The sequence below is a fragment of the Rhodanobacter terrae genome (genome assembly GCF_042657005.1).
Lineage (GTDB): Bacteria > Pseudomonadota > Gammaproteobacteria > Xanthomonadales > Rhodanobacteraceae > Rhodanobacter > Rhodanobacter terrae.
Window position 1 is genome coordinate 190503 of sequence record NZ_JBHSNG010000006.1, and the last position, 22234, is coordinate 212736.

Sequence of the window (22234 nt, forward strand, 5' to 3'; positions counted from 1 at the left end):
CTCGTGGAGTTGATGAAGATGGCGCACTGGCAAGCCGATCGTTTTCGCGACCGGATAGACGCGGGAAACAAGTTGGCGGATGCGCTGTCCTCGCTGCGTGGCCAGCATCCGCTGATACTGGCCATCCCACGAGGTGGCGTACCGATCGGCAGAATCGTCGCCGATCGGCTGGACGGCGAGCTCGATGTCGTGCTGGTGCGGAAAATCGGCGCGCCAGGCAACCCGGAGTACGCGATCGGCGCCATCGATGAGTCCGGCACGGCCCAGTGGTCCAGTGACGCACGCCTTGCCGGTGCCGATGACCGCTACATCAAGCGCGAAGCTGCCGAGCAGTTGGCCCTCATACGAGCCCGAAGACAGAGCTACGGTCTTGGCCAGCCTTCCATCGATCCCGCGGGACGTACCGTGGTCGTCGTCGACGACGGGTTGGCGACCGGGGCCACGATGCGTTCGGCGCTGTTGGCGGTACGTGCTCGCAAGCCGTCGCGGCTGGTTTGCGCCGTGCCCGTGGCATCGCCGCGCGGCCTGGTATTCGTGGAGGACGTGGTGGATGATCTGGTTTATCTGTCGGCACCCGAGCACTTTCGCGCGGTAGGTCAGTATTACGTGCAATTTCCGGCAGTCGACGACAGCGAAGTGGTGCGCCTGTTGATGCGATCTCCTTCCGGCTCGGCCGCATCTGCGGGCTCCGAGGACATCCAGATTTCCGTGGATGGGTTGCTGCTCGATGGCGACTTGCAGGTGCCGAAGGGAGCCTCCGGTCTGGTCATCTTTACGCATGGCAGCGGAAGCAATCGCAACAGCCCACGCAATCGCCGAGTGGCTCAGGCCATGCATGCGAAAGGCCTGGCGACCTTGCTGTTCGATTTGCTGAGCGAAGAGGAGGCCAGGAACACCTCCGCGCGTTTCGATATCCCCAGACTCGCGGCACGGCTCGACGCCGCCGTCCGGTGGGTGATGACTCATCCGCATGCGCAGTCTTTGTCCATCGGCCTGTTCGGTGCCAGTACGGGAGCAGCGGCGGCTCTGGTGCTTGCGGCACGTTATCCGATGGTGATCAAGGCCGTCGTGTCGCGCGGCGGCCGGCCCGATCTCGCCGGACGCGCGGCACTCGCGCGAGTGAAGGCGCCCACCTTGCTCATCGTCGGCGGTGCGGACAGTGACGTCGTCGCGCTGAACCGTTCCGCCTTGTCGATACTTCCCTGTCATGCCGAACTGGTGCTGGTTCCGAATGCCACGCATTTGTTCAAAGAGGAGGGTGCGATGGAGCGCGTGGAGGAGCTCGCCATAAGCTGGTTCCGGCAGTGGCTGCCGAACCGGAGCCGCGGCGTCACTACATCCACCGACTCCACGAGAAATTTTCCGAATCTTGCGCAGGGTGACCTGGGTCAACCGCGACCCGGTTCGCCCTCGTAAGCTTGTCGATGGACCCAGCTTGTCCGGACTGGCAGGCCGATGGCCCACCCCTGCGACATTGAAATCCCTGTGTGGAGGAATTGTTCATGGCAAACCTTACCCGTTGGAGTCCCTTCAAATCCCTGTCACGGTTCGAGCAAAACGCTCCATTCGACGACATTTTCCGCGGCTTCGGCCTGCGTCCGCAGTGGTCTGAGCTGGAGGCGCCGGATGTCCGCATCGACGTTTCCGAAAACGACGGCGCTTATCGCGTCAAGGCGGAAATGCCCGGCGTTGACAAGAACGATATCGACGTCTCGATCAATGGCAACCAGGTCGCCATCAGCGCCGAGATAAAACGCGAAAGCAAGAAAAAGGACGACGAGCGCGATATCTGCACGGAGCGTTATTACGGACAGGTCTATCGATCCTTCAGTCTTCCCGACGAGGTGGATAGCGGCAAGGCCAGTGCCCACTACGAAGGTGGTGTGCTCACCCTGGAACTGCCCAAGCAGAAGAGCAGCAGCGCACGCAAATTGACGGTCAGCTGATTGTCCCCGCGCTGCCCTCAGTTCGGTGATTCCTGCGGGAGGGCAGCGCGGGCTGTATCAATTATGCCGTCTTCGCGATAACGCCGATGCCGAAAACTTTCCACCCAGCGCCTGATGTCATTCGCAGCGAGGCCATTCGGCTGGATGGCGACGCGCGCGATTACGATGCACTGCTCGACAGCATCGGTGAGCAGAGCTTTGTGTTGCTGGGCGAGGCCACGCACGGCACGCAGGAGTTTTACCGGATGCGCGCCGAGCTGACGCTTCGCCTGGTGGTTGAGAAGGGATTCGATGCGATCGCCGTCGAAGCGGACTGGCCCGATGCCTACCGGCTGAACCTGTTCGTGCGCGGCGAGGGGAACGAGCAGGCTGACCGATCCGCATTCGACGATTTCCAGCGTTTCCCGCGATGGATGTGGCGCAATGAAGAGGTCTTGCGCTTCGTCCAGCGGCTTCGCGACATCAACATGACGCGCCAGGTCAGGGACCGCGTCGGCTTCTACGGTCTCGACATGTACAGCATGTATCGATCGGCCAACGCCGTTGTCGACTATCTTTCGACGGTAGACGAGAAGCAGGCGGCCATCGCCAGAGACCAATACGCTGCGCTCGATCATGTTCGCGATCCGCAGCGCTACGGCTATGAGGCCGTGCTTGGCCTTCGTCCGGATTGTCGCGAGGCGGTACGGCAGCGATTGCTGGATCTGTGGACGCTTGCTCCGGAATACCTGGCCGTTGACGGCCGGGCCGCCGCGGATGCGTATTTTTTCGCCGAGCGCAACGCCCACGTCGTGGCCAGCGCCGAGAGCTACTACCGTGCCATGTTCGGATCGAGGGCGGCGAGCTGGAATGTCCGCGACGACCATATGGTGCAGACCTTGTTCGCCCTGCAGGAGCACCTGCGCGCTCGCGGCGGTGCCGGCAACATAGTGGTCTGGGCGCACAACTCCCATCTGGGCGATGCGCGGGCCACGGAGATGTCCCGTGCCGGCGAATGGAATGTCGGTCAACTGGTGCGCGAGAGGGCCGGTGCCGACGCGGCCTTGCTGATTGGTTTCACCACCTATGCGGGCACGGTGACTGCAGCCTATGAGTGGGACGGCGAGGCCGAATGCCGTCAGGTGCGGGTGGCAAGACGGGACAGCTACGAGGGCTTGTTTCATCGCACCAGGCTGGACCGCTTTTACCTGCCCATGCGGGGAGACGCGGCGCGCCTGTTGCGCGAGCCCCTGCTCGAGAGGGCTATCGGCGTGCTGTACCGCCCGGACACCGAATACGAAAGCCACTATTTCATAGCGTCGATCGCCGCGCAGTTCGATGCGGTGTTTCACCTGGATGAAACCACCGCGGTCGAACCGCTGGATGCCGCGGCCGTAAGACCTGAAGCGCATCTTGCGTAATGTGCTTCGCGCGAGGCCTTCGATGCCACACCGGCAGTCGGGGCGGGTTTCTGGGGAAATTTCTCGGCGGCTCTACCCGGGATCCGTTCGGGGAGCCGGAGCAGGCCGGCCGGCTTGCGCACTACGAGGCGTCATACCCCGACAACTCCGCGCGCACGATTTCCAGGAAATATCCGCATGGATCCGAAGATCGAAAGCCTGCTGCAGCGCATCCGTCTGCTCGAAGACGAACTGGAAATGCATATGGCGCTCGCACGCGCGGAACTGGGCGTGCATATCGAGAACGGCAAGATCGAGTTCGAGGAGGCCGTGCGGCGACGCCACCGCGCGATAAAGAGCAGCCTCCTGCGCTATGTGGCGGGAGCGAGGCCGCTGGTCCTGCTGACGGCGTCGGTAATCTATCTGCTCATCGTGCCGTTCGCGCTGCTCGACGTGTTCACCACGATCTACCAGCAAGTGTGCTTCCCGATCTATGGCATCCCCAGGGTGAAGCGCAAGGACTATGTGATCTTCGATCGCCGCCATCTGGTCTATCTCAACCTCGTCGAGAAGATCAATTGCGCCTACTGCTCCTACGCGAATGGCGTGGCTGCCTATGTCCGCGAAATCGGTTCGCGTACCGAGCAATATTGGTGCCCCATCAAACATGCGCGCAAATTGCTCGGTGCACACCCGCGCTATGGGCACTTCGTCGCCTACGGCGACGCGCAGGGCTATCGGGACGAGCTCGACTCTTTGCGCGCCGAAGTGCGCAAGACGCATGATCAATGAGAAGAACGCCGAAACGTCAGCGATAAGAAGCTGCTCGCCCACTTGTATGCCGTCGGGAAATGGGAGTGTCGGACGCTTCGCCGACCATGAGGAAGCATTCCGTCATAGAGTCGATGCCTGCGCCGCCTCGATCGCGGCCAGTACGCTTGCTCAATCGTGGGTGTGCTCGCCGGCGAAACCGAGTGTCGACAAACCTACCTCGAGGAAATTCCCCACCATCGACATGCCGAGCAGATAGCGGCCCGTCTGCGCGTGATGCGCTTCGGCTGTGTCGCCACGGATAGCCGGCCAGTCGGCCGCCGAGCAATGGTCGCGGCCAAGCCAGGTCAACGCCACGAGATCGACTTGCTGATCCTCTCGCAAATCGTCGATGAGCGAATGGAGCTCCTGCAGCAAGGCTGCATAGGTATATTCGTTTGCCTGCCTGCGTAGCGCTTCGGCATCCTGGGAATCCGGCGGCCAATGATCTTGTACCGGTTTGACGAACATGCTGCCGCATTCGCGAAGCTTGCCGATGATGAAGTAGACGGTATCGACCGGTATCGACAACACCTGTTCGGGCTTGTTCATCGGTAGCTCGGCAACAGCACGGGTCATGGGGCTCTACCGCTACAGACCTGGATTTATGCGGGTTTTCGGGCGGCCGACCGTCTGGACGAAAGTGACAAACCGTTGGTCGTCCAGTTTCAGGGCGTCCGTGAGCTTTTTCTGGTCAAACGCGCCACGAAACACGGTGCCAAGACCTTCGGACGCGCAGAACAGGTAGACGTTCTGCCCGATGAAAGCGGCGTCGACCGATGCGAACAATCGCCGGTCTTCGGCGACAACGTCACGCATGCGATCGCCGTGCGCAACGTAGATGAGCTCCACGGGAGCCTCGCCCACAAATTCCTGCAGCCCGGTTGTCGCCCGAATATCCGTCGCTAGATAAGGCAGTAACTCATGCCGCTCAGGGGCATAGATCCATACGCCGTCGGTCATTGCCACATACACGTCGATGACCATGACATGCCGCCAATAGGGCGCTGTGCGATCGCCCGTCTCGATTCGATTGATTCCATACGCGGCCCACAGCAGTTCCGACAGCAATCTGGTGGGCAGTGCGCGGCTGTCGTATTCACGTGTCGAATGCCGTAGCCGCAGGGCATCGATCAGTAGCAGTCCGCCATGCGTGCGAACCGGCGGCAGTACGATGGCCTGCGATGCCGGCGTTGCCGGCTTGGGAACGGCGACTTCCATGCAGGCGATTGCTGTACTTTTTTCGGTCTTTTGCTCAAGCGTCATAACCCGCGCCCCGGCTCTTTGCCGTACCGTCCGGCGGCCGCCCCTGTGCGGCAATCAGGACAGACGTTTACTACGCTGAATGGCCGTGCTCGTTGACCTGGATCAATAATCCAGGAGGCGAACCATCCCCGGCTTTGGACACCTCTGCCGTGGATCAACTTGTGGGAGCGACTTCAGTCGCGACTGCGTGGCAGAGCATCGCGGCGCCAGGTTGCGCGTCGAGCGGCTGCAGCGTTGGGTGCCGGCTGCAAAGACGGCGGCTGCGGCCGATCGCGACTGAAGTCGCTCCCACAATTCCGGCGGTGCGCGGAGGCTTGTTCGGGCGGCGTCGCCGTCGATGACGCGTCGGGCTCGACCACACCGCTTTTCGCATCGAATTGATGGAGGTCAAAGCGACCGATCCGGATGGGCGTAAACAATCTCCTGAATACCACTCATGCCGGCCTGACCCATCATGTCCGCTCACGCAACAGAGTTCGAGACGTTCCCCAGACCGCGCCTTGAAGCCGGCCACCTGCGCCGGCTCGGCATCGATACCGGGCATGAGTATGTCGTCTACCTCAACAAGGATTCGCCGATCTGCCGCAGCGAGGGGTTCGGCGCGCATTCGCGCCTCGAGCTGCGCGTGGGGATGCAGCGGGTGCTGGCCACACTGAACATCGTGCAGGACGGATTGCTGGGCGTGGACGAAGCGGGACTGTCCGAGTCGGCATGGCTTTCCTTGGCGCCTGGCGCCGATGAGCGCGTGATCATCGCCCATCCGCCCAGCGTGGACTCGCTGGCTTCGGTGCGGGCGAAGATTTACGGCAAGAAACTGGACGAGTCCACCTTGCACGGCATCGTCCGGGATATCGTCGAACACCGTTATTCCACTATCGAAATGGCCGCGTTCATCACCGCCGCCGGCGGCGATCGCCTGAGTGTCGAGGAAGTCATCGCGCTGACGAAAGCCATGGTGCAGACCGGCACGCAGCTGCATTGGGCGCAGCCACTGGTAGTCGATAAACACTGCATCGGCGGCCTCGCCGGCAACCGCACGACACCCATCGTCGTGGCGATCGCCACGGAGCTGGGGCTGACGATGCCCAAGACGTCTTCGCGGGCGATTACTTCGGCGGCAGGTACCGCCGATACCATGGCGATGCTGGCGCCGGTCGATCTGAACGAAGCCCAGTTGCGCCGCGTGGTGGAAACGTGTGGCGGCTGCATCGCGTGGGGCGGCGCCATGAACCTGGCTCCGGCCGATGACACGCTGATCCGCATCGAGCGCGCACTGGACATCGATAGCGCCGGACAGATGGTAGCGTCGGTGCTGTCGAAGAAAATAGCCGCGGGTTCCACCCACGTGGTGATCGATGTACCGGTGGGACCGACCGCCAAGGTGCGCGCCCAGGCGGAAGCGGTGGCGCTGGCCGCGTTGATGCATCAGGTCGCCGGCGCTTTCGGCTTGCGGCTGCGCATTCTGATCAGCGACGGTACCCAGCCGGTGGGACGCGGCATCGGACCGGCTCTGGAAGCGCACGACGTACTGGCCGTACTGCGCAACGAAGTTCAGGCGCCGGCGGATCTGCGCGCGCACGCACTGACTGTCGCCGCTGCGGTACTGGAGCTGGGCGGTGTCGCAAGCGCGGACTCGTCGCTGGCGATGGCGACAACCTGCCTGGAGACGGGCAGGGCGTGGCGGCGCTTCCAGTCCATCTGCGTCGCACAGGGAGGCATGCGCACGCCGGGGAAGGCCGCTTATCGGCAAGCCGTTCCGGCGGCGCAGCCGGGGTGCGTGATCGCGATCGACAACCGCAGGCTGTCCCGGATCGCCAAGCTGGCCGGTGCGCCCGCCGCGCCGCTGGCGGGGCTGACGCTAGACGTCCACCTCGGTGAGACGGTGGCGGCGGGGCAGCCTCTTTTCACGCTCCACGCGCAAAGTCCCGGGGAGCTGGCTTACGCCATGGAATACGTATCCCGCCATGCCGGCATCGTTTCCGTCGAGGTATCTGCATGAACGCGCTCTATGCCATGCCCGGCAACGAGGCTTTTGCCGAATTGCTGTCGCTTCATACCGGCTATCAACGCCAGGAGCTGTTGCTGCACCATTTCCCCGATGGCGAAACGCTGATCCAGATGGCGCCGCCGCGAGGTGGCGACGCCGTGATCGTATGCACGCTGGATCGTCCCGATCCCAAGGTGCTGCCGCTGATGATGGCTGCAGCGACGGCACGCGAACTGGGTGCGGCGCGCGTCGGCCTGGTCGCGCCTTATCTGGCCTATATGCGCCAGGACATGCGGTTCAACCCGGGTGAGGCCCTTTCCGCCAAGATCTTCGGCGATTGGCTGGGCCACACCTTCGACTGGCTGGTCACGGTGGACCCGCATCTGCATCGCCACACGACGCTTGCCGAGGTGTATCCGAACGCTGCATGCATCGTGCACGCGGCGTCTCAGCTGGCCGTGTGGATCGACGCCCATGTGACCATGCCGCTGATCGTCGGGCCGGACAGCGAAAGCGCGCAGTGGGTCACCGCCGTGTCGAACCTGCTGTGCGCACCGGGCGTGGTTGCACGCAAGGAACGCCACGGCGATCGCGACGTGGCGGTATTCCTGCCGGAAATAGACAAATGGCGGGACCACACGCCTGTCCTGGTCGACGACATCATCGCCAGCGGCGCGACCATGATCCAGACGCTGCGCTGTCTGCAGGGGCGAACATCCAGGCCACCCGTCTGCGTGGCATTGCATGGGGTGTTCACCGAGGGAGTGCTGGACAATATGCGGGCCGAGGGAGCCGGGCTGATCGCCACCAGCAACAGCATCGTCACCACGGCATCGCAGATCGATATCAGCAAGCCGGTCGCCGAAGCGATGGTCGGCCTGAGCGTGGCTCGCCCGGCTGAAGCCGCGGCGTCGGCATAACAGGAAAGTTCGCCTGCAGCAGCCATGGACTGCCGGAACATCACCGGTTCATGCCGTTCGCCGGGGCAAAGGAGCCCGTCGAAAGGCATCGCTTGCTCCCGTCGGGTTCTGTTGGTCCGTCGGCTCTATCGGCAGACCAGCACCGGAAGACGGCCGTGGGCCAGGACTGCTCGTGTCTCGCTGCCGATGAGCAGCCCTTCCAGGCCTTTCCGGCGATGCGAGGCCATGACGATCAGATCGCAATCCAGCTCCTCGGCGACCCGGATGATTTCTTCGGACGGCGAGTCGCCGCGCGTCAACATCGCGTCGCAGTCGACGCTGTTGCCATTGGCAACGCGCTTGACGAAAAGAAGACGTCCCTCGACGCCGGTTGGCACGCCGGGCTCGCTCTCCAGCTCTTCCTCGTCGGATCGATGACGCCTGGGGATGACCGTCAACCCGGTGACTCTGGCGCCGATCGCCTTGGCGAGATGAACGCCCGTTCTTATCGCCGACTCCGATGACTCGGACCCATCGGTGGGCAAGAGAATGTGTTTGAACACGGATGGCTCCTCGAGATGGCCCGGATGGGATATGCCGGTGATCGGTCGGCGAGCGCGCGAACGCGATCGCGAGGATGTTTGGCCGGGATACAGAGTACTTCCGATCGCCCGGCAGCACTGGTGCCGCCCCGATAACCCGCTGGTGGCCACGCCCACGCCGCAAACCGGGCATGAGGCGCGGAATGCCGAATTGATCAGGATCAAGACGCATCACGGGCCAGGGGTCAGAATGAAGACCATCGATGTGACAAGGCAGATCCGATCGTCCCGTCATCGAGGACGCGCGACTTCCGCCAAGGCCGGATCTTGTGAAGTGGTGGCACACGACACTGTCGAGGTCCGGTCAGGACGGCGGGCACGCCGCACACGACAGGGCAACGGGAACGATCGGCACCCGGGAGGGTGGTATGGCCGCTGATATGCCGCTGGTGGTCTGGTTCGAAGAGCTGGGGCAACACGATGTGCCAAGAGTGGGCGGAAAGAACGCCTCGCTTGGCGAAATGGTGAGCCATCTGGGCAGCGTGGGCGTGCGCGTACCCTTCGGGTTCGCGACGACCGCGGCGGCTTATTGGCGCTTCATCGATGGCAACGGACTGGAGGAAACCATCACTTCGGCACTCGCCGACATGGACGGCGGCAAGGCGACGCTCGCCGAGACCGGCGACATCATTCGCCACGCTTTTCTGCGCGGCGAATGGTCGAAAGAGGCCGCCGGGGCGATCACCTCGAACTACCGCGAACTGTGCCGGCGCGCGGGCAGGATTGATGCCGATGTGGCAGTCCGCTCGAGCGCGACCGCCGAGGATTTGCCCAACGCCAGTTTTGCCGGGCAACAGGAGACCTACCTCAACGTCCGCGGCGAGCGCGCCTTGCTCGATGCCTGCCGTCGCTGCTACGCGTCGCTCTTCACGGACCGGGCCATCAGTTACCGCCAGACCCAGGGGTTCGACCACCTGAAGGTGGCCTTGTCGATCGGCATCCAGAACATGGTGCGGTCCGACCTCGGCGGCGCTGGCGTGATGTTCTCGATCGATACCGAGACCGGCTTCGACCGGGTGGTGCTGATCAACGCGGCGTGGGGGCTTGGCGAGAATGTCGTGCAAGGTGCCGTCGACCCGGACGAGTACGAGGTGTTCAAGCCATTCCTGGCCGTCCCCTCGCTGTCGCCGATCATCGAGATGAAACGCGGGGGGAAGGCGCAGAAGTTGATCTACGCGGAAGACGGCGATCAACCGACCAGGAACGTTCCGACCTCCAAGGCGGAGCGCGCCGCCTTCGTTCTGGACGAACCGGAAATATTGCAGCTGGCACGGTGGGCTTGCGTGATCGAAGACCACTACGGCCGACCGATGGACATGGAATGGGCCAGGGATGGCCGCAGCGGCGAGCTGTTCATCGTGCAGGCGCGTCCGGAAACGGTGCAGTCGCGACGCGAAGCGGGCGCGCTGAAGACCTATCGGATCAAGCGCAAGGGCCGCAAGCTTGCGGCCGGCCTCAGTGTCGGCGATGCCGTGGTGGCGGGACGCGTCTGCGTACTGGAGCGCGCGCGCGACATCGCCCGCTTCGTCGACGGCGCGGTCCTGGTCACCGGCACCACCGATCCGGACTGGGTACCGGTCATGAAGCGGGCGGCGGCGATCGTGACCGATCACGGCGGGCGTACCTCACACGCCGCCATCGTCAGCCGCGAACTGGGATTGCCCGCCATCGTCGGCACCGGCGACGCCACGCAGGTGCTGCACGACGGGCAGACGGTAACGGTGTCCTGCGCGGAGGGCGACGAGGGGTTCGTCTACGAAGGCGTGGCCGACTACGACGTCGAGGACATCGACCTGCACGGCATCGCCAGGACGCGTACCCGGGTGATGCTCAACCTGGCCAACCCGGCTGCGGCATTCCGCTGGTGGCGCCTGCCGGCCGACGGTGTCGGGCTGGCGCGCATGGAGTTCGTCATCAACAACGACATCAAGATCCATCCCATGGCGCTGGTCCGCTATGACACGCTGGAGGACCAGGACGCCAGGCGGCGGATTGCGGAACTGACCGCGGGTTACGCGGACAAGACGGCGTATTTCGTCGAGCGGCTCGCGCGCGCCCTGGCCAGGATCGCCGCCGCGCATCATCCGGCCCCGGTGATCGTGCGCATGAGCGACTTCAAGACCAACGAATACGCCAACCTCATCGGTGGCGCCGAATTCGAGCCGCAGGAGGCGAACCCGATGCTCGGCTTCCGCGGCGCCTCGCGCTACTACTCGCCGCGCTACCGCGAGGGCTTCGCCCTCGAATGCCGCGCCATCCGGCTGTTGCGTCAGCAGCTGGGATTCAAGAACGTGATCGTCATGATCCCGTTCTGCCGCTCGCCCAGAGAAGCGGACCGCGTGCTGGACGTGATGGAGGCGAACGGGCTCAAGCGGGGCCAGGACGAGTTGCAGGTCTATGTCATGTGCGAGATCCCGTCGAACGTGATCCTGGCCAAGGCATTCGCCCGGCGGTTCGACGGGTTTTCCATCGGCAGCAATGACCTGACCCAGCTCACTCTGGGCGTCGACCGCGACTCCGAGGCGCTGGCCGAACTGTTCGACGAGCAGGACGAAGCCGTCGAATGGATGATTCGGCGCGTCATCGACGAAGCGCATGCCGCCGGGGCCAAGGTCGGATTGTGCGGGCAGGCGCCCAGCGATCACCCGGCGTTCGCGGAGTTTTTGGTCACATGCGGGATCGACTCCGTATCGGTAAGCCCCGACAGTTTCATCACGGTCAAGCGCCATGTAGCCGCAGCCGAACAAGCCGCCGCGACCGTTGCAGGCGCGGTGCGCGCGTGAATTCCGGCATGCCATGCCCGGCTGGAACGGGCATCGCACCATTCCAGGGAGCAGCCCTATGATAGAGCATCTTCAAGGCTTTCCCGGCAACACGGTCGGCTTCGCCTGCAAAGGTCACGTCACGGCGCGCGAGTATGAATCCGTACTCGGCCCGCGCGTCGATCAGGCGCTGGAGGCGCACGACAAGGTCCGTGTCTATCACCGGATCGACGACGGCTTCGAAGGCATCGATCCGGGTGCAGTCCGGGACGACATCAAGACAGGCATGCAGCATCGCCGGCAGGAGATGACCCAGGCGTGCGAGTGGACCAGCGCCCGGTAGCGCCGGCGATGAAACGGCGAATCGCAACAGGTCCGGCCGCGCACGAACGCAGCGGTCGGCGACCGAACTCGGCGGAGTGAAGCTGATGGAGCAAGCCCTGGCGAAAGGTTCGAAGGTGGTGATTTCACGGGCGGCTCTGCAGGAGCTGATCGACGCGCTCGCGGCCCGCCGATACCAGGTGATGGGGCCGACGGTACGCGACGGCGCGATCGTCTACGACCGGATCGCGGGTGTCGCCGATCTGCCGGTCGGCTGGACCGACGAGCAGGAGGCGGGGCGCTATCGCCTGCAGCGCCGCGGGGACGATGCGTTGTTCGGCTTTGCCGTGGGGCCGCATTCGTGGAAGCGTTTCCTGCATCCGCCGGTCGAAACGCTGTGGACGGCGCACAAGGAGGGCGACGGGTTCGCCATCTCGCTCCGCGACGAGGCACCGCCCCGATTCGCCTTCATCGGCGTGCGCGCCTGCGAACTGCATGCCATGGCCATCCAGGACCGGGTCTTCTGCGAGGGAGATTATCCGGATCCGACCTACCAGTCGCGCCGCCGCGGCGCCTTCATCGTCGCGGTCAACTGCGGGCAGGCCGGCGGAACCTGTTTCTGCGTGTCCATGCAGACCGGGCCGAAAACGGAGTCGGGTTTCGACCTGGCGCTGACCGAGCTGTCGCACGATGGCGGCCAGGACCTGCTGGTCGAAGTGGGCAGCGCGGCCGGCGCCGAGGTGCTCGGGCCGCTGCCGCGGCGCGACGCGGACGACACCCAGCTTGCCGCCGCGGAAGCCGTCGTCGCCCGTACGGCGGGCCAGATGGGGCGTCATCTGGAAACCGAAGGCATCAAGGAATTGCTGCAAGAGAATCTCGAGCATCCGCGTTGGGACGAAGTCGCCGAGCGCTGCCTCTCCTGCGGCAACTGCACGATGGTATGCCCGACCTGTTTCTGCACGACGGTGGAGGATCACAGCGATCTGAGCGGTGCTTCCGCCGAACGGGTGCGCAGCTGGGACTCTTGTTTCACCATGGATTTCTCCTACCTCCACGGCGGCAGCGTGCGCCACACGACCCGCTCGCGCTACCGGCAGTGGATGACCCACAAGCTCGCCCACTGGATCGACCAGTTCGGTACCTCCGGCTGCGTCGGTTGCGGCCGCTGCATCACCTGGTGTCCGGTAGGGATCGACCTCACCGAGGAAGCGGCGGCGATCCGGGCGGCGCCCCACGCAAAGAAGGAGAAGCCGGGTGAACAGCCTTGAACCGATCCTGAAAGAGCATCCTTTCTTCGCCGGCTTCGCCGCCGAGCACGTGGAGCTGGTCGCCGGATGCGCCCGCAACCGCCGCTTCGAGACCGGCGAGTACTTGTACCGCGAAGGTGAGGCCGCGGACGAGTTTTTCCTGATACGTCACGGCAAGGTCGCCCTCGAAATCGTCGCACCCTGGCAGGCGCCGATCGTATTCGCCACCCTGGGCGTGGGCGAGATCGTCGGCGAGTCCTGGCTGGTGCCGCCGTACCGATGGATGTTCGACGCGCGCGCGGTGGAGCTGACCCGGGCACTGGGCATCGACGCCGCCTGCCTGCGCGGCAAGTGCGAGGCGGACCACCATCTCGGCTACGAGATGATGAAGCGTTTCCTGCCGGTCTTCGTCGAGCGCATGCACGCCACCCAGCTGCAGATCCTCGATGTGTACGGGAAACACTGACGTGGACGTGGCGGTTTCCTCCGACGGGTTCGTGCCGCAGGTTTACCGCGTCGCGCGGGTCCATCGCGAACTGCCCGACACGGTGACGCTGGAACTGGTGCCGCCGGCAGGCCCGCGCCCGCCGTTCGAACCCGGGCAGTTCAACATGCTCTACGCGTTCGGCGTCGGCGAGGCGGCGATCAGCATCAGCGGCGATCGTCGAGAGCAGGAAGCCTTCGTGCACACGGTCCGCGAGGTCGGTGCGGTCAGCGCCGCGATCACCAGACTCGAAAAGGGGGCGGCGATCGGGTTGCGCGGTCCGTTCGGAACGAACTGGCCGATGGCCGCCGCGGAGGGCGCCGACATCGTATTCGTGGCCGGCGGGCTCGGCCTGGCGCCGTTACGCCCGGCGATCTACCACGTTCTTGCCCATCGCCAGCGCTACGGCCGTGTCGTCGTCCTGTTCGGCAGCCGCCATCCCGCGGAGCTGCTCTATCGGCACGAGCTGGAGCACTGGCGCCAGCGGCTGGACGTGGACGTCGAGGTGACCGTCGACCACGCCGACGCGGACTGGCGCGGCAACGTCGGCGTGGTCCCGGCTCTGATTCCCCGGGTAGCGTTCGATCCCCGCGAAACCGTCGCCATGGTCTGCGGACCGGAGGTGATGATGCGCTTCACCGTGGGCGCGCTGCGCCAAGCCGGTGTGTCCGCGCAGCGCATTCACGTGTCGATGGAGCGCAACATGAAGTGCGCCATCGGCCTCTGCGGCCACTGCCAGTTCGGCCCGGGTTTCGTGTGCAAGGATGGGCCGGTGATGCGCTTCGATCGCATCGCCGGCATTTTCGCGGTGCGGGAGGCCTGAGATGGACGGATCGAGGCGGCCCCGGCTTGCGGTCTGGAAATTCGCTTCCTGCGATGGCTGCCAGCTCTCGCTGCTGGACTGCGAGGACGAGCTGCTCGCGCTCGCCGAAGTGATCGAGATCGCCAATTTTCCCGAGGCGTCCAGCGCCATCGGGGCCGGTCCGTACGACTTGTCGCTGGTGGAAGGATCGATCACCACGGCGCACGATGCCGAACGCATCCGCGAGGTGCGCCGACAGTCGCGCCACCTGGTCACGATCGGCGCCTGCGCCACCGCCGGCGGCGTCCAGGCGCTGCGCAATTTCGCCGACGTCGACGACTTCGTGGCCGCGGTGTATGCCTCGCCGCAATACATCCGGACGCTGGCCACGTCGACACCGATTTCCGCGCACGTGCCGGTGGACTTCGAGCTGCGCGGCTGCCCGATCAACAAGACGCAGTTGCTGGAAGTGATCTCGGCATTCCTCGCCGGGCGCAAGCCGGCGGTCGCCGCGCACAGCGTCTGCATCGAATGCAAGCGGCGCGGCACGGTATGCGTGATGGTGCAGGGCATACCGTGCCTCGGTCCGGTGACCCATGCCGGCTGCGGCGCGATCTGTCCGGCCTACCGGCGCGGCTGCTACGGCTGCTACGGGCCAATGGAGACACCAAACATGCCGGCGCTGGCGCGCGAGTGGCAGGCGCTGGGCGCCCGGCCGCGCGACATCCAGCGTGCCCTGCGCACCTTCAACGCGGCGACGGAACCGTTCCGCAAGGAGAGTGAGGCGCATGGCGACTAAGACCATCCGCGTCGACTACCTGACCCGCGTCGAGGGGGAGGGCGCGCTCGACCTGAACATCGTCGATGGCCGGATTGCCTCGGCACAGCTGCGCATCTTCGAGCCGCCGCGCTTCTTCGAGGCATTTTTGCGCGGTCGCGGCTATGCCGAAACGCCGGACATCGTCGCCCGGATCTGCGGCATCTGCCCGATCGCCTACCAGATGAGCGCGGTGCACGCGATCGAGAACGCCTTCGGCGTCGAGGTCGGCGGCCAGCTGCGGGCATTGCGCCGGCTGATCTATTGCGGCGAATGGATCGAGAGCCACGCGCTGCACGTGGTGATGCTGCACGCGCCGGACTTCCTCGGCTTCCCCGACGGCATCCAGATGGCGCGCGAGCATGGCGACATCGTCCGCGCCGGCCTGGCGCTGAAGAAGACCGGCAACGAGCTGATGGCACTGCTGGGCGGGCGCGAGATCCATCCGGTCAATGTCAGGCCCGGCGGCTTCTATCGCGTACCCAGTCGCGCCGAGCTGGCCCCGGTCGGCGAGAGCCTGAAGCGCGCCCGCGATCTCGCCGTAAGCCTGCTGCGCTGGGTGGCGACCTTTCCGTTTCCGGAGTTCGAGCGGGACTACGAATTCGTGGCGCTGCGTCATCCCGGCGAATATCCGTTCAACGAGGGCCGGATCGTTTCGAGTCGCGACATCGATATCGCCATTGCCGATTACGAGACCGAATTCGAGGAACGCCACGTCGCCCGTTCCACCGCGCTGCATTCGCTGCTGAAGCGGCGCGGCGCCTATCTGGTCGGGCCGCTGGCGCGTTATGCGCTGAATTTCGACCGGCTGCCAGCGTCGGTGCAGCAGCTTGCGCGCGAGGCGGGACTCGGGCCGGTCTGCCGCAACCCATTTCGCAGCATCGTGGTGCGCGCGCTAGAGATCGTCTATGCCTGCGAGGAAGCGCTGCGATTGATGGCCGACTACGAGCCGCCGGCCCTCGCGGCGGTGCCGGTGGAGCCGCGCGCCAGTACCGGCTTCGGCTGCACCGAGGCGCCCCGCGGCATCTGCTGGCACCGCTACGATTTCGAAGCGGATGGCAGCATCCGCACCGCGCGCATCGTGCCGCCGACGTCGCAGAACCAGCCCAGCATCGAGGCGGACCTGGCGGCCGTGGCCGCCTCGGTGCTGGACCAGTCCGACGAGGTGATACGCGACCGCTGCGAACAGAGCATCCGCAACTACGACCCATGCATTTCCTGCTCCGCCCATTTCCTCAAGCTTGCGGTGCAACGGACATGAATGCGCCGGACCTCGATGGCATCGTGGCGTGCAAGGTGTTGGTGGTCGGTATCGGCAACCCGGACCGCGGCGACGACGGCATCGGTGCCGCCGTGCTCGAGCGCCTCGCAGGCCGGTTGCCGGCGGACGTCGGCACGCTGGCCCGCCGCGGCGACATGCTCGCCTTGATCGACGACTGTGCCGGCGTCGACGCGCTGGTCTGCGTGGATGCGACTGCGCCGACGGGCATGCCTGGCCGGATCCGCCGCATCGATGCGGTCGCCGAAACCGTGCCGCACGATGTGTCCTTCGCCTCCAGCCATGCCCTGGGCCTGGCCGAGGCGATCGAGCTGGCCCGCACGCTGGGAACCGCGCCGCCGGCGATGGTGGTCTACGCGGTCGAGGGCATGCGTTTCGACGACGGGGTAGGGTTGAGTCCTCCCGTCATGCGTGTGGTCGAGGAAGTGGCGGACCGGGTCGTGGCCGACGTCGAGCGGTTGAGGCGAGGCCCGGCGGGTTCCTAGGTTCGACGACGGAGTTGTACGGATGGCTTTGCGGCATTCAGAGGAGGCTTTGTCCCATGCATGAAACAGGTATCGTCCGTGACCTGGTCCGCCGGCTGGAGCAGGCTGCGCAGGAAGCCGGCGCCGAGCACGTTTCCGGCGTCGTGGTCTGGCTCGGCGCGCTGAGCCAGTTTTCGCCGGCGCATTTTCGCGAGCACTTCGACGACGAAGCGCTCGGCACGCTGGCGGAGAGAGCGGAGTTGCGCATCGTGGCGTCGGAGGATCCGTTGGATCCGCAAGCCCAGTATGTCGTGCTGCAGAGCGCCGATTTCGCCGTGCCGGACGAGGACGGATGAGGTGAGCGCATGAGCGCGCCGACGTCCTCGATGGCAGAAGATCGGCAGCGGTTGCGGCTGGACGTGAGCGGCGCCGTGCAAGGCGTCGGGTTTCGTCCGTTCGTCCATCGACTGGCGACCAGCGAAGGGCTGGGCGGCTTCGTGCGCAACACCGGTGCAGGCGTGTCGCTGGAGATCGAAGGACCGGCGCAGGCGATCGAACGCTTTCTCGATCGCCTCGACGCGGAAATCGCACCGCCCGCCGCCATTCATGCCCGGCAGTTGCACCGGCTTTCCGTGCGCGAAGAACGCGCATTCGCCATCGTGGCGAGCGCGAGCGACGGCGAATGTTCGGCGCTGGTCATGCCCGATCTGGCGACCTGTGCGGCCTGCCTGGCCGAACTCCTCGATCCGGCGGACCGTCGCTACCGTTATCCGTTCACTACCTGCATGCACTGTGGTCCACGCTACAGCATCATCGAGGCGGTTCCCTACGACCGCCACCGCACCACGATGCGACGCTTCGCCATGTGCACGCGCTGCCGCGACGAGTACGAGGATCCGGCATCGCGCCGCTTCCACGCCGAAACCAACGCCTGCCCGGACTGCGGCCCGCAGCTCGCACTGTGGAACCGGCAGGGCGAAGTGGTGGCGACGGCGCATCAGGCCCTGCTCCAGGTGGCCGATGCACTGCGCCGTGGCGACATCGTGGCGCTGAAGGGACTGGGCGGTTTCCAGTTGCTCGTCGATGCGCGCAACGAAGCGGCGGTGCGCCGGCTGCGCGAGCGCAAGGCCCGGCCGGGCAAGCCCTTCGCGCTGATGGTGCCCTCGCTAGGCGAGGCGCGTGCCATCGCGCAGATCGGCCACGGGGAGGAGCAACGGTTGGTCTCCGGCGCCGCGCCGATCGTGTTGTTGCGCGCGAGCCCGGCGCCGACATCGATCGCCCCTGGCGTGGCGCCGGCGAATCCGCTGCTCGGAATCATGCTGCCGTACACGCCGCTGCATCATCTGCTGATGCATGAGCTGGGCTTTCCGCTGGTGGCCACCAGCGGCAATCGTGGCGAAGAGCCCATCGTGATCGACGAAGCGCAGGCGCTGGCGCGGCTGGACGGTCTCGCCGACAGCTTCCTGGTGCACGACAGGCCGATTCTTCATCGGGTGGACGACTCCGTGGTGCGGCTCATCGCCGGGCAGGAAACCGTGCTGCGCCGCGCCCGCGGTTACGCGCCGCTGTCGCTCGATGCACCTGCGATTTCCGCGCCGCTGCTGGCGCTGGGCGGGCACCAGAAGAACACGGTGGCGCTGGGCGTCAACGGGCGGATCGTGCTCGGCCCGCATGTGGGCGATCTCGGCGACGCCGAAACACGCGCCGCCTATGCAAGCAGCGTCGAGGACTTGCTCCAGCTCTACCGCGTGCAACCGCAGGCCGTGGCCTGCGACCGCCATCCCGATTACTACAGCACGCGCCTGGCCGAAGGCTTCGGGCTGCCGGTGCGGCGCGTGCCGCATCATCTGGCCCACGTGCTGGCCGGCATGCTGGACAACGGCCTCGATGGTCCCGTGCTGGGCGTGGCCTGGGACGGCAACGGCTACGGCGACGACGGCACGCTGTGGGGCGGGGAGTTCATCGTGGTGGACGAAGCAGGCTACCGGCGCGTCGCCCAGCTGTGGCCGTTCCGCCTGCCGGGCGGCGAGGTGGCGATGCGCGAGCCGCGCCGCGCGGCGCTGGGCGCGCTGCATGCGGTTTTCGGAGAGGCCGCGCTGTCGATGGACGCGCTGGCTCCCGTCGCCTCGCTTGCGCCGGCCGAACGGCCGGTGCTGGCCCGCATGCTGGCGCGCGGCGTGAACGCGCCCGCGACCTCCAGCGCCGGCCGCCTGTTCGATGCGGTGGCATCGATTCTCGGCCTGTGCCAGAAGGCCAGCTTCGAGGGCGAGGCCGCGATGGCCGTCGAGTTCGCCGCGACCCGCGCCGAAAGCGCCGTGTCGCTGCCCACGCCCACTGTTTCCGAAGCGGGCGATGCATGCCTGGTCGACTGGCGGCCGATGCTCGCAGCGATCGTCGAGGCCCACCGCGCGGGCGTGCCGGCCGAGGCGCTCGCGGCGGCATTTCACGAAGCGCTTGCCGGCGCCATCGTCGCCATGGCGATGCGTGTCGGCCAGCCCCGCGTCCTGCTGACCGGCGGCTGTTTCCAGAACGCCCGGCTCACCGAGCGGTCGGTGCAGCGGCTGCGCGACGCCAGCCTGATACCGTACTGGCATCACCGCATTCCGCCCAACGACGGCGGCCTCGCGGCGGGCCAGATCGCGTTCGCCGCCGGCTTTCCGACCGAGGAGAGAGACTGATGTGCCTTGCCGTTCCCGGACAGCTGCTGAGCATCGATGACGGCGACGCGCTGACCCGGCTGGGCCGGGTCTCGTTCGCCGGTGTGGTCAAGCAGGCCAGCCTCGCCTACGTGCCGGAGGCCGAACCCGGCGACTACGTGCTGGTGCATGCCGGCTTTGCCATCACCGTGCTCGACGAAGCCGAGGCGCTGCGCACGCTCGCCTACCTGGCCGAAATCGAGCCGGAGGAACTGCCATGAAATACGTCGACGAATTCCGCGACCCGGCGGCCGCCCGCCGCTGCGCCGAGGCCATCGCCCGCATCGCCACGCGGCCGTGGACCATCATGGAGATCTGCGGCGGACAGACCCATGCGATCGTGCGGCATGGCATCGACCGCATGCTTCCCGACGGGATCGCCTTGCTGCACGGGCCGGGCTGCCCGGTGTGCGTGACCCCGGCCGGCATCATCGACGCGGCGATAGCCATCGCCAGCCGGTCCGACGTGATCTTCTGCTCGTTCGGCGACATGCTGCGGGTGCCCGGCGACGGCGGCAGTCTGCTGGCGGCCAAGGCCCGCGGCGCCGACGTGCGCATGGTCTACTCGCCGCTCGATGCGCTGGCGATCGCCCGTGCGCATCCCGCCTGCGAAGTCGTGTTCTTCGCCATCGGTTTCGAGACCACCGCGCCGGCTACCGCCATGGCCGTGCTGCAGGCCGAACGCGAAGGGCTGCGGAATTTCTCGCTGCTGGTCTCGCATGTGCTGGTGCCGCCGGCGATCGAGGCCTTGCTCGGCGCGCCTGACAACGGCGTGCAGGGTTTCCTGGCCGCCGGCCATGTTTGCACCGTGATGGGTTACCGGGAGTACGAGCCGATCGCACGCCGCTACGGCATCCCCATCGTGGTGACGGGTTTTGAACCGCTGGACCTGCTGCAAGGCCTCTATCTGTGCATACGGCAGTTGGAGGAGGGCCGCGCCGAGGTGGAAAACCAGTACAGCCGGTCGGTGCAGCGCGACGGCAACCGTACGGCACAGGAAGTCCTGACGCGTGTGTTCGCCGTGCAACCGCAGCGTTGGCGCGGTCTCGGCGAAATTCCGGCCAGCGGTCTCGGCCTCGCGCCGGCCTATGCGGGTTACGACGCACTGCTTCGATTCGCCGACGTCGCCGTGCCGCCCGAGCGCCACGACGAGTGCATCAGCGGCGAGATCCTGCGCGGCGTGAAGAAACCTGCGGACTGCCCCGCCTTCGGCACGCGCTGCACGCCGGAACATCCGCTGGGGGCGACGATGGTGTCGTCCGAAGGCGCCTGCGCGGCGTATTACCGCTATCGCCGGCCGCGCGCCGCCGCGCTGGCCGCCACCGGGAGAACGCCATGAGCGGCACCTCGCCCATCGCCCCGCAATGTCCGATCCCGGCGGCAACCGGCGACACCATCGAACTGGCCCACGGTGGCGGCGGACTGCTAACCCATCGCTTGATCGAGCGGTTGTTTCGCCCGGCCTTCGCCGAAGCCCCGGAAGATCTCACCCATGACGGTGCCGTGTTCGAGATCGACGGCACCCGGCTGGCCTTCAGTACCGATTCCTATGTAGTGCGCCCGCTGTTCTTTCCCGGCGGCGACATCGGTACGCTGGCCGTCAACGGCACAGTGAACGACCTGGCGATGTGCGGCGCCGAGCCGCTTTATCTCAGCGTCGGGTTGGTGCTCGAGGAGGGCTTCGCCATCGCGGACCTGCGCCGCGTGGTCGACTCCATGCGGCAGGCGGCCAAGGCGGCGGGCGTGAGGTTGGTCACCGGTGACACCAAGGTCGTCGAACACGGCAAGGGCGACGGGTTGTACATCAACACCTCGGGCGTCGGGCGTCTGCTCGCGGCGTTACCGATTGCACCGGGACGGGTCCGGCCGGGCGATGCGGTGATCCTCAGCGGCGACATCGGTCGCCACGGCATCGCCATCATGGCCGCGCGCGAGGGGCTCGGCTTCGAGGCGCCGATCCACAGCGACTGCGCGCCGCTGGCCATGCCGGTGCGCCGGTTGATCGAGGCCGGCGTCGAGCTGCATTGCCTGCGCGACCTTACCCGTGGCGGCCTCGCCACGGCGCTGATCGAGATTGCCGAGACCGGCAACGTGGGCATCCAGTTGGACGAAGCGGCCATCGTCGTGGCGGAACCGGTGCGTGGAGCCTGCGAGATTCTCGGACTCGATCCGCTCTACGTCGCCAACGAGGGGCGCTTCGTCGCGCTGGTACCGGCCGCCGACGCCGAACGTACCGTCGCCATCCTGCGTCGCTGCGGCGAGTCGGCGGTGGCGATCGGCAACGTGGAAGCGGCAAACGGCGCCGCGGCGGTCCGCCTGGGCACCATCGGCGGCACGCGTGTCCTGGACATGCTGACCGGGGAGCAGTTGCCGCGCATCTGCTAGCTTCCGCCAGCTTCGCCAGGTGAGGCGTGGACGGTCACTTTTCCGCGAGCGTACCCGGCGGACCGCGTCGTTTCCTGCCGGTAACGAC

Annotated in this window: 22 protein-coding genes; 19 read left to right on the plus strand and 3 right to left on the minus strand. The window is 66.0% G+C overall.

From position 1 onward, the window contains the following. Nucleotides 1-18: 18 nt before the first annotated feature. The 4 genes from ACFPPB_RS08360 to ACFPPB_RS08375 all read left to right on the plus strand — a co-directional run bounded on the left by ACFPPB_RS08360 (nucleotide 19) and on the right by ACFPPB_RS08375 (nucleotide 4117). Nucleotides 19-1416, plus strand: a complete 1398-nt coding sequence (locus ACFPPB_RS08360) for an alpha/beta family hydrolase (protein ID WP_377326243.1) — start codon at nucleotides 19-21, stop codon at nucleotides 1414-1416. Between the two features lie 86 nt (nucleotides 1417-1502). Then, nucleotides 1503-1946 (plus strand): Hsp20/alpha crystallin family protein, encoded by a 444-nt coding sequence (locus ACFPPB_RS08365; RefSeq protein ID WP_377326245.1) that lies wholly within the window; start codon nucleotides 1503-1505, stop codon nucleotides 1944-1946. Nucleotides 1947-2146: 200 nt separating this feature from the next. After that, nucleotides 2147-3346, plus strand: a complete 1200-nt coding sequence (locus ACFPPB_RS08370) for an erythromycin esterase family protein (RefSeq protein ID WP_377326308.1) — start codon at nucleotides 2147-2149, stop codon at nucleotides 3344-3346. A 177-nt stretch (nucleotides 3347-3523) separates the two neighbouring features. After that, entirely contained in the window at nucleotides 3524-4117 is a 594-nt protein-coding gene (locus ACFPPB_RS08375) for a hypothetical protein (RefSeq protein ID WP_377326247.1), read from the plus strand. A 150-nt stretch (nucleotides 4118-4267) separates the two neighbouring features. Here the strand turns inward: ACFPPB_RS08375 and ACFPPB_RS08380 are convergent, their stop codons facing one another. Next, nucleotides 4268-4687: a DUF3775 domain-containing protein gene (locus ACFPPB_RS08380; RefSeq protein WP_377326249.1), complete on the minus strand. Its 420-nt coding sequence runs from the start codon at nucleotides 4685-4687 to the stop codon at nucleotides 4268-4270. A 39-nt stretch (nucleotides 4688-4726) separates the two neighbouring features. Then, nucleotides 4727-5401, minus strand: coding sequence for a nitroreductase family protein (locus ACFPPB_RS08385; protein ID WP_377326250.1), 675 nt, complete (start codon nucleotides 5399-5401; stop codon nucleotides 4727-4729). Nucleotides 5402-5855: 454 nt separating this feature from the next. On the opposite strand from ACFPPB_RS08385, the gene ACFPPB_RS08390 reads away from it, so the two are divergent. Together ACFPPB_RS08390 and ACFPPB_RS08395 are read left to right on the plus strand one after the other, a co-directional pair. After that, nucleotides 5856-7400 carry a thymidine phosphorylase family protein gene (locus ACFPPB_RS08390; protein ID WP_377326252.1) on the plus strand — a complete coding sequence of 515 codons (1545 nt, stop codon included), beginning with the start codon at nucleotides 5856-5858 and terminating at the stop codon, nucleotides 7398-7400. Further along, a complete protein-coding gene (locus tag ACFPPB_RS08395) occupies nucleotides 7397-8308 on the plus strand; it encodes a ribose-phosphate diphosphokinase (RefSeq protein WP_377326254.1) in 912 nt (303 codons plus the stop codon). Before ACFPPB_RS08390 ends, ACFPPB_RS08395 begins: the two co-directional genes overlap by 4 nt. Nucleotides 8309-8433: 125 nt before the next feature. Here the strand turns inward: ACFPPB_RS08395 and ACFPPB_RS08400 are convergent, their stop codons facing one another. Next, nucleotides 8434-8850 carry a universal stress protein gene (locus ACFPPB_RS08400; RefSeq protein ID WP_377326256.1) on the minus strand — a complete coding sequence of 139 codons (417 nt, stop codon included), beginning with the start codon at nucleotides 8848-8850 and terminating at the stop codon, nucleotides 8434-8436. A gap of 407 nt (nucleotides 8851-9257) precedes the next feature. On the opposite strand from ACFPPB_RS08400, the gene ppsA reads away from it, so the two are divergent. From ppsA to hypE, 13 genes are all read left to right on the plus strand, one after another. Further along, complete coding sequence (gene ppsA, locus ACFPPB_RS08405; RefSeq protein ID WP_377326258.1) at nucleotides 9258-11672, plus strand: phosphoenolpyruvate synthase; 2415 nt, start codon at nucleotides 9258-9260, stop codon at nucleotides 11670-11672. A 58-nt stretch (nucleotides 11673-11730) separates the two neighbouring features. Next, on the plus strand, nucleotides 11731-11994 hold the full coding sequence (locus ACFPPB_RS08410) for an STAS/SEC14 domain-containing protein (protein ID WP_377326260.1): 264 nt from the start codon (nucleotides 11731-11733) through the stop codon (nucleotides 11992-11994). An 85-nt stretch (nucleotides 11995-12079) separates the two neighbouring features. Then, nucleotides 12080-13240 (plus strand): 4Fe-4S dicluster domain-containing protein, encoded by a 1161-nt coding sequence (locus ACFPPB_RS08415; RefSeq protein WP_377326262.1) that lies wholly within the window; start codon nucleotides 12080-12082, stop codon nucleotides 13238-13240. Then, entirely contained in the window at nucleotides 13227-13685 is a 459-nt protein-coding gene (locus ACFPPB_RS08420; protein WP_377326264.1) for a cyclic nucleotide-binding domain-containing protein, read from the plus strand. The genes ACFPPB_RS08415 and ACFPPB_RS08420 overlap by 14 nt, the downstream gene beginning before the upstream one ends. A 1-nt stretch (nucleotide 13686) precedes the next feature. After that, complete coding sequence (locus ACFPPB_RS08425; protein ID WP_377326266.1) at nucleotides 13687-14526, plus strand: FAD/NAD(P)-binding protein; 840 nt, start codon at nucleotides 13687-13689, stop codon at nucleotides 14524-14526. A gap of 1 nt (nucleotide 14527) precedes the next feature. After that, complete coding sequence (locus tag ACFPPB_RS08430; protein WP_377326268.1) at nucleotides 14528-15304, plus strand: NADH-quinone oxidoreductase subunit B family protein; 777 nt, start codon at nucleotides 14528-14530, stop codon at nucleotides 15302-15304. Next, complete coding sequence (locus ACFPPB_RS08435) at nucleotides 15294-16583, plus strand: Ni/Fe hydrogenase subunit alpha (protein ID WP_377326270.1); 1290 nt, start codon at nucleotides 15294-15296, stop codon at nucleotides 16581-16583. The genes ACFPPB_RS08430 and ACFPPB_RS08435 overlap by 11 nt, the downstream gene beginning before the upstream one ends. After that, nucleotides 16580-17086 carry a hydrogenase maturation protease gene (locus ACFPPB_RS08440; RefSeq protein WP_377326271.1) on the plus strand — a complete coding sequence of 169 codons (507 nt, stop codon included), beginning with the start codon at nucleotides 16580-16582 and terminating at the stop codon, nucleotides 17084-17086. Before ACFPPB_RS08435 ends, ACFPPB_RS08440 begins: the two co-directional genes overlap by 4 nt. 56 nt (nucleotides 17087-17142) lie before the next feature. After that, complete coding sequence (locus ACFPPB_RS08445; RefSeq protein WP_377326272.1) at nucleotides 17143-17421, plus strand: hydrogenase/urease maturation nickel metallochaperone HypA; 279 nt, start codon at nucleotides 17143-17145, stop codon at nucleotides 17419-17421. Nucleotides 17422-17430: 9 nt separating this feature from the next. Next, the gene (hypF, locus tag ACFPPB_RS08450; protein WP_377326274.1) at nucleotides 17431-19743 is read left to right on the plus strand and encodes a carbamoyltransferase HypF; all 2313 of its coding nucleotides are present in this window, start codon (nucleotides 17431-17433) and stop codon (nucleotides 19741-19743) included. Next, on the plus strand, nucleotides 19743-19982 hold the full coding sequence (locus ACFPPB_RS08455; protein WP_377326276.1) for a HypC/HybG/HupF family hydrogenase formation chaperone: 240 nt from the start codon (nucleotides 19743-19745) through the stop codon (nucleotides 19980-19982). Before hypF ends, ACFPPB_RS08455 begins: the two co-directional genes overlap by 1 nt. Further along, nucleotides 19979-21100 carry a hydrogenase formation protein HypD gene (gene hypD, locus ACFPPB_RS08460; protein ID WP_377326278.1) on the plus strand — a complete coding sequence of 374 codons (1122 nt, stop codon included), beginning with the start codon at nucleotides 19979-19981 and terminating at the stop codon, nucleotides 21098-21100. The genes ACFPPB_RS08455 and hypD overlap by 4 nt, the downstream gene beginning before the upstream one ends. Next, on the plus strand, nucleotides 21097-22146 hold the full coding sequence (hypE, locus tag ACFPPB_RS08465) for a hydrogenase expression/formation protein HypE (RefSeq protein WP_377326280.1): 1050 nt from the start codon (nucleotides 21097-21099) through the stop codon (nucleotides 22144-22146). Before hypD ends, hypE begins: the two co-directional genes overlap by 4 nt. The last annotated feature ends 88 nt before the right edge of the window (nucleotides 22147-22234 follow it).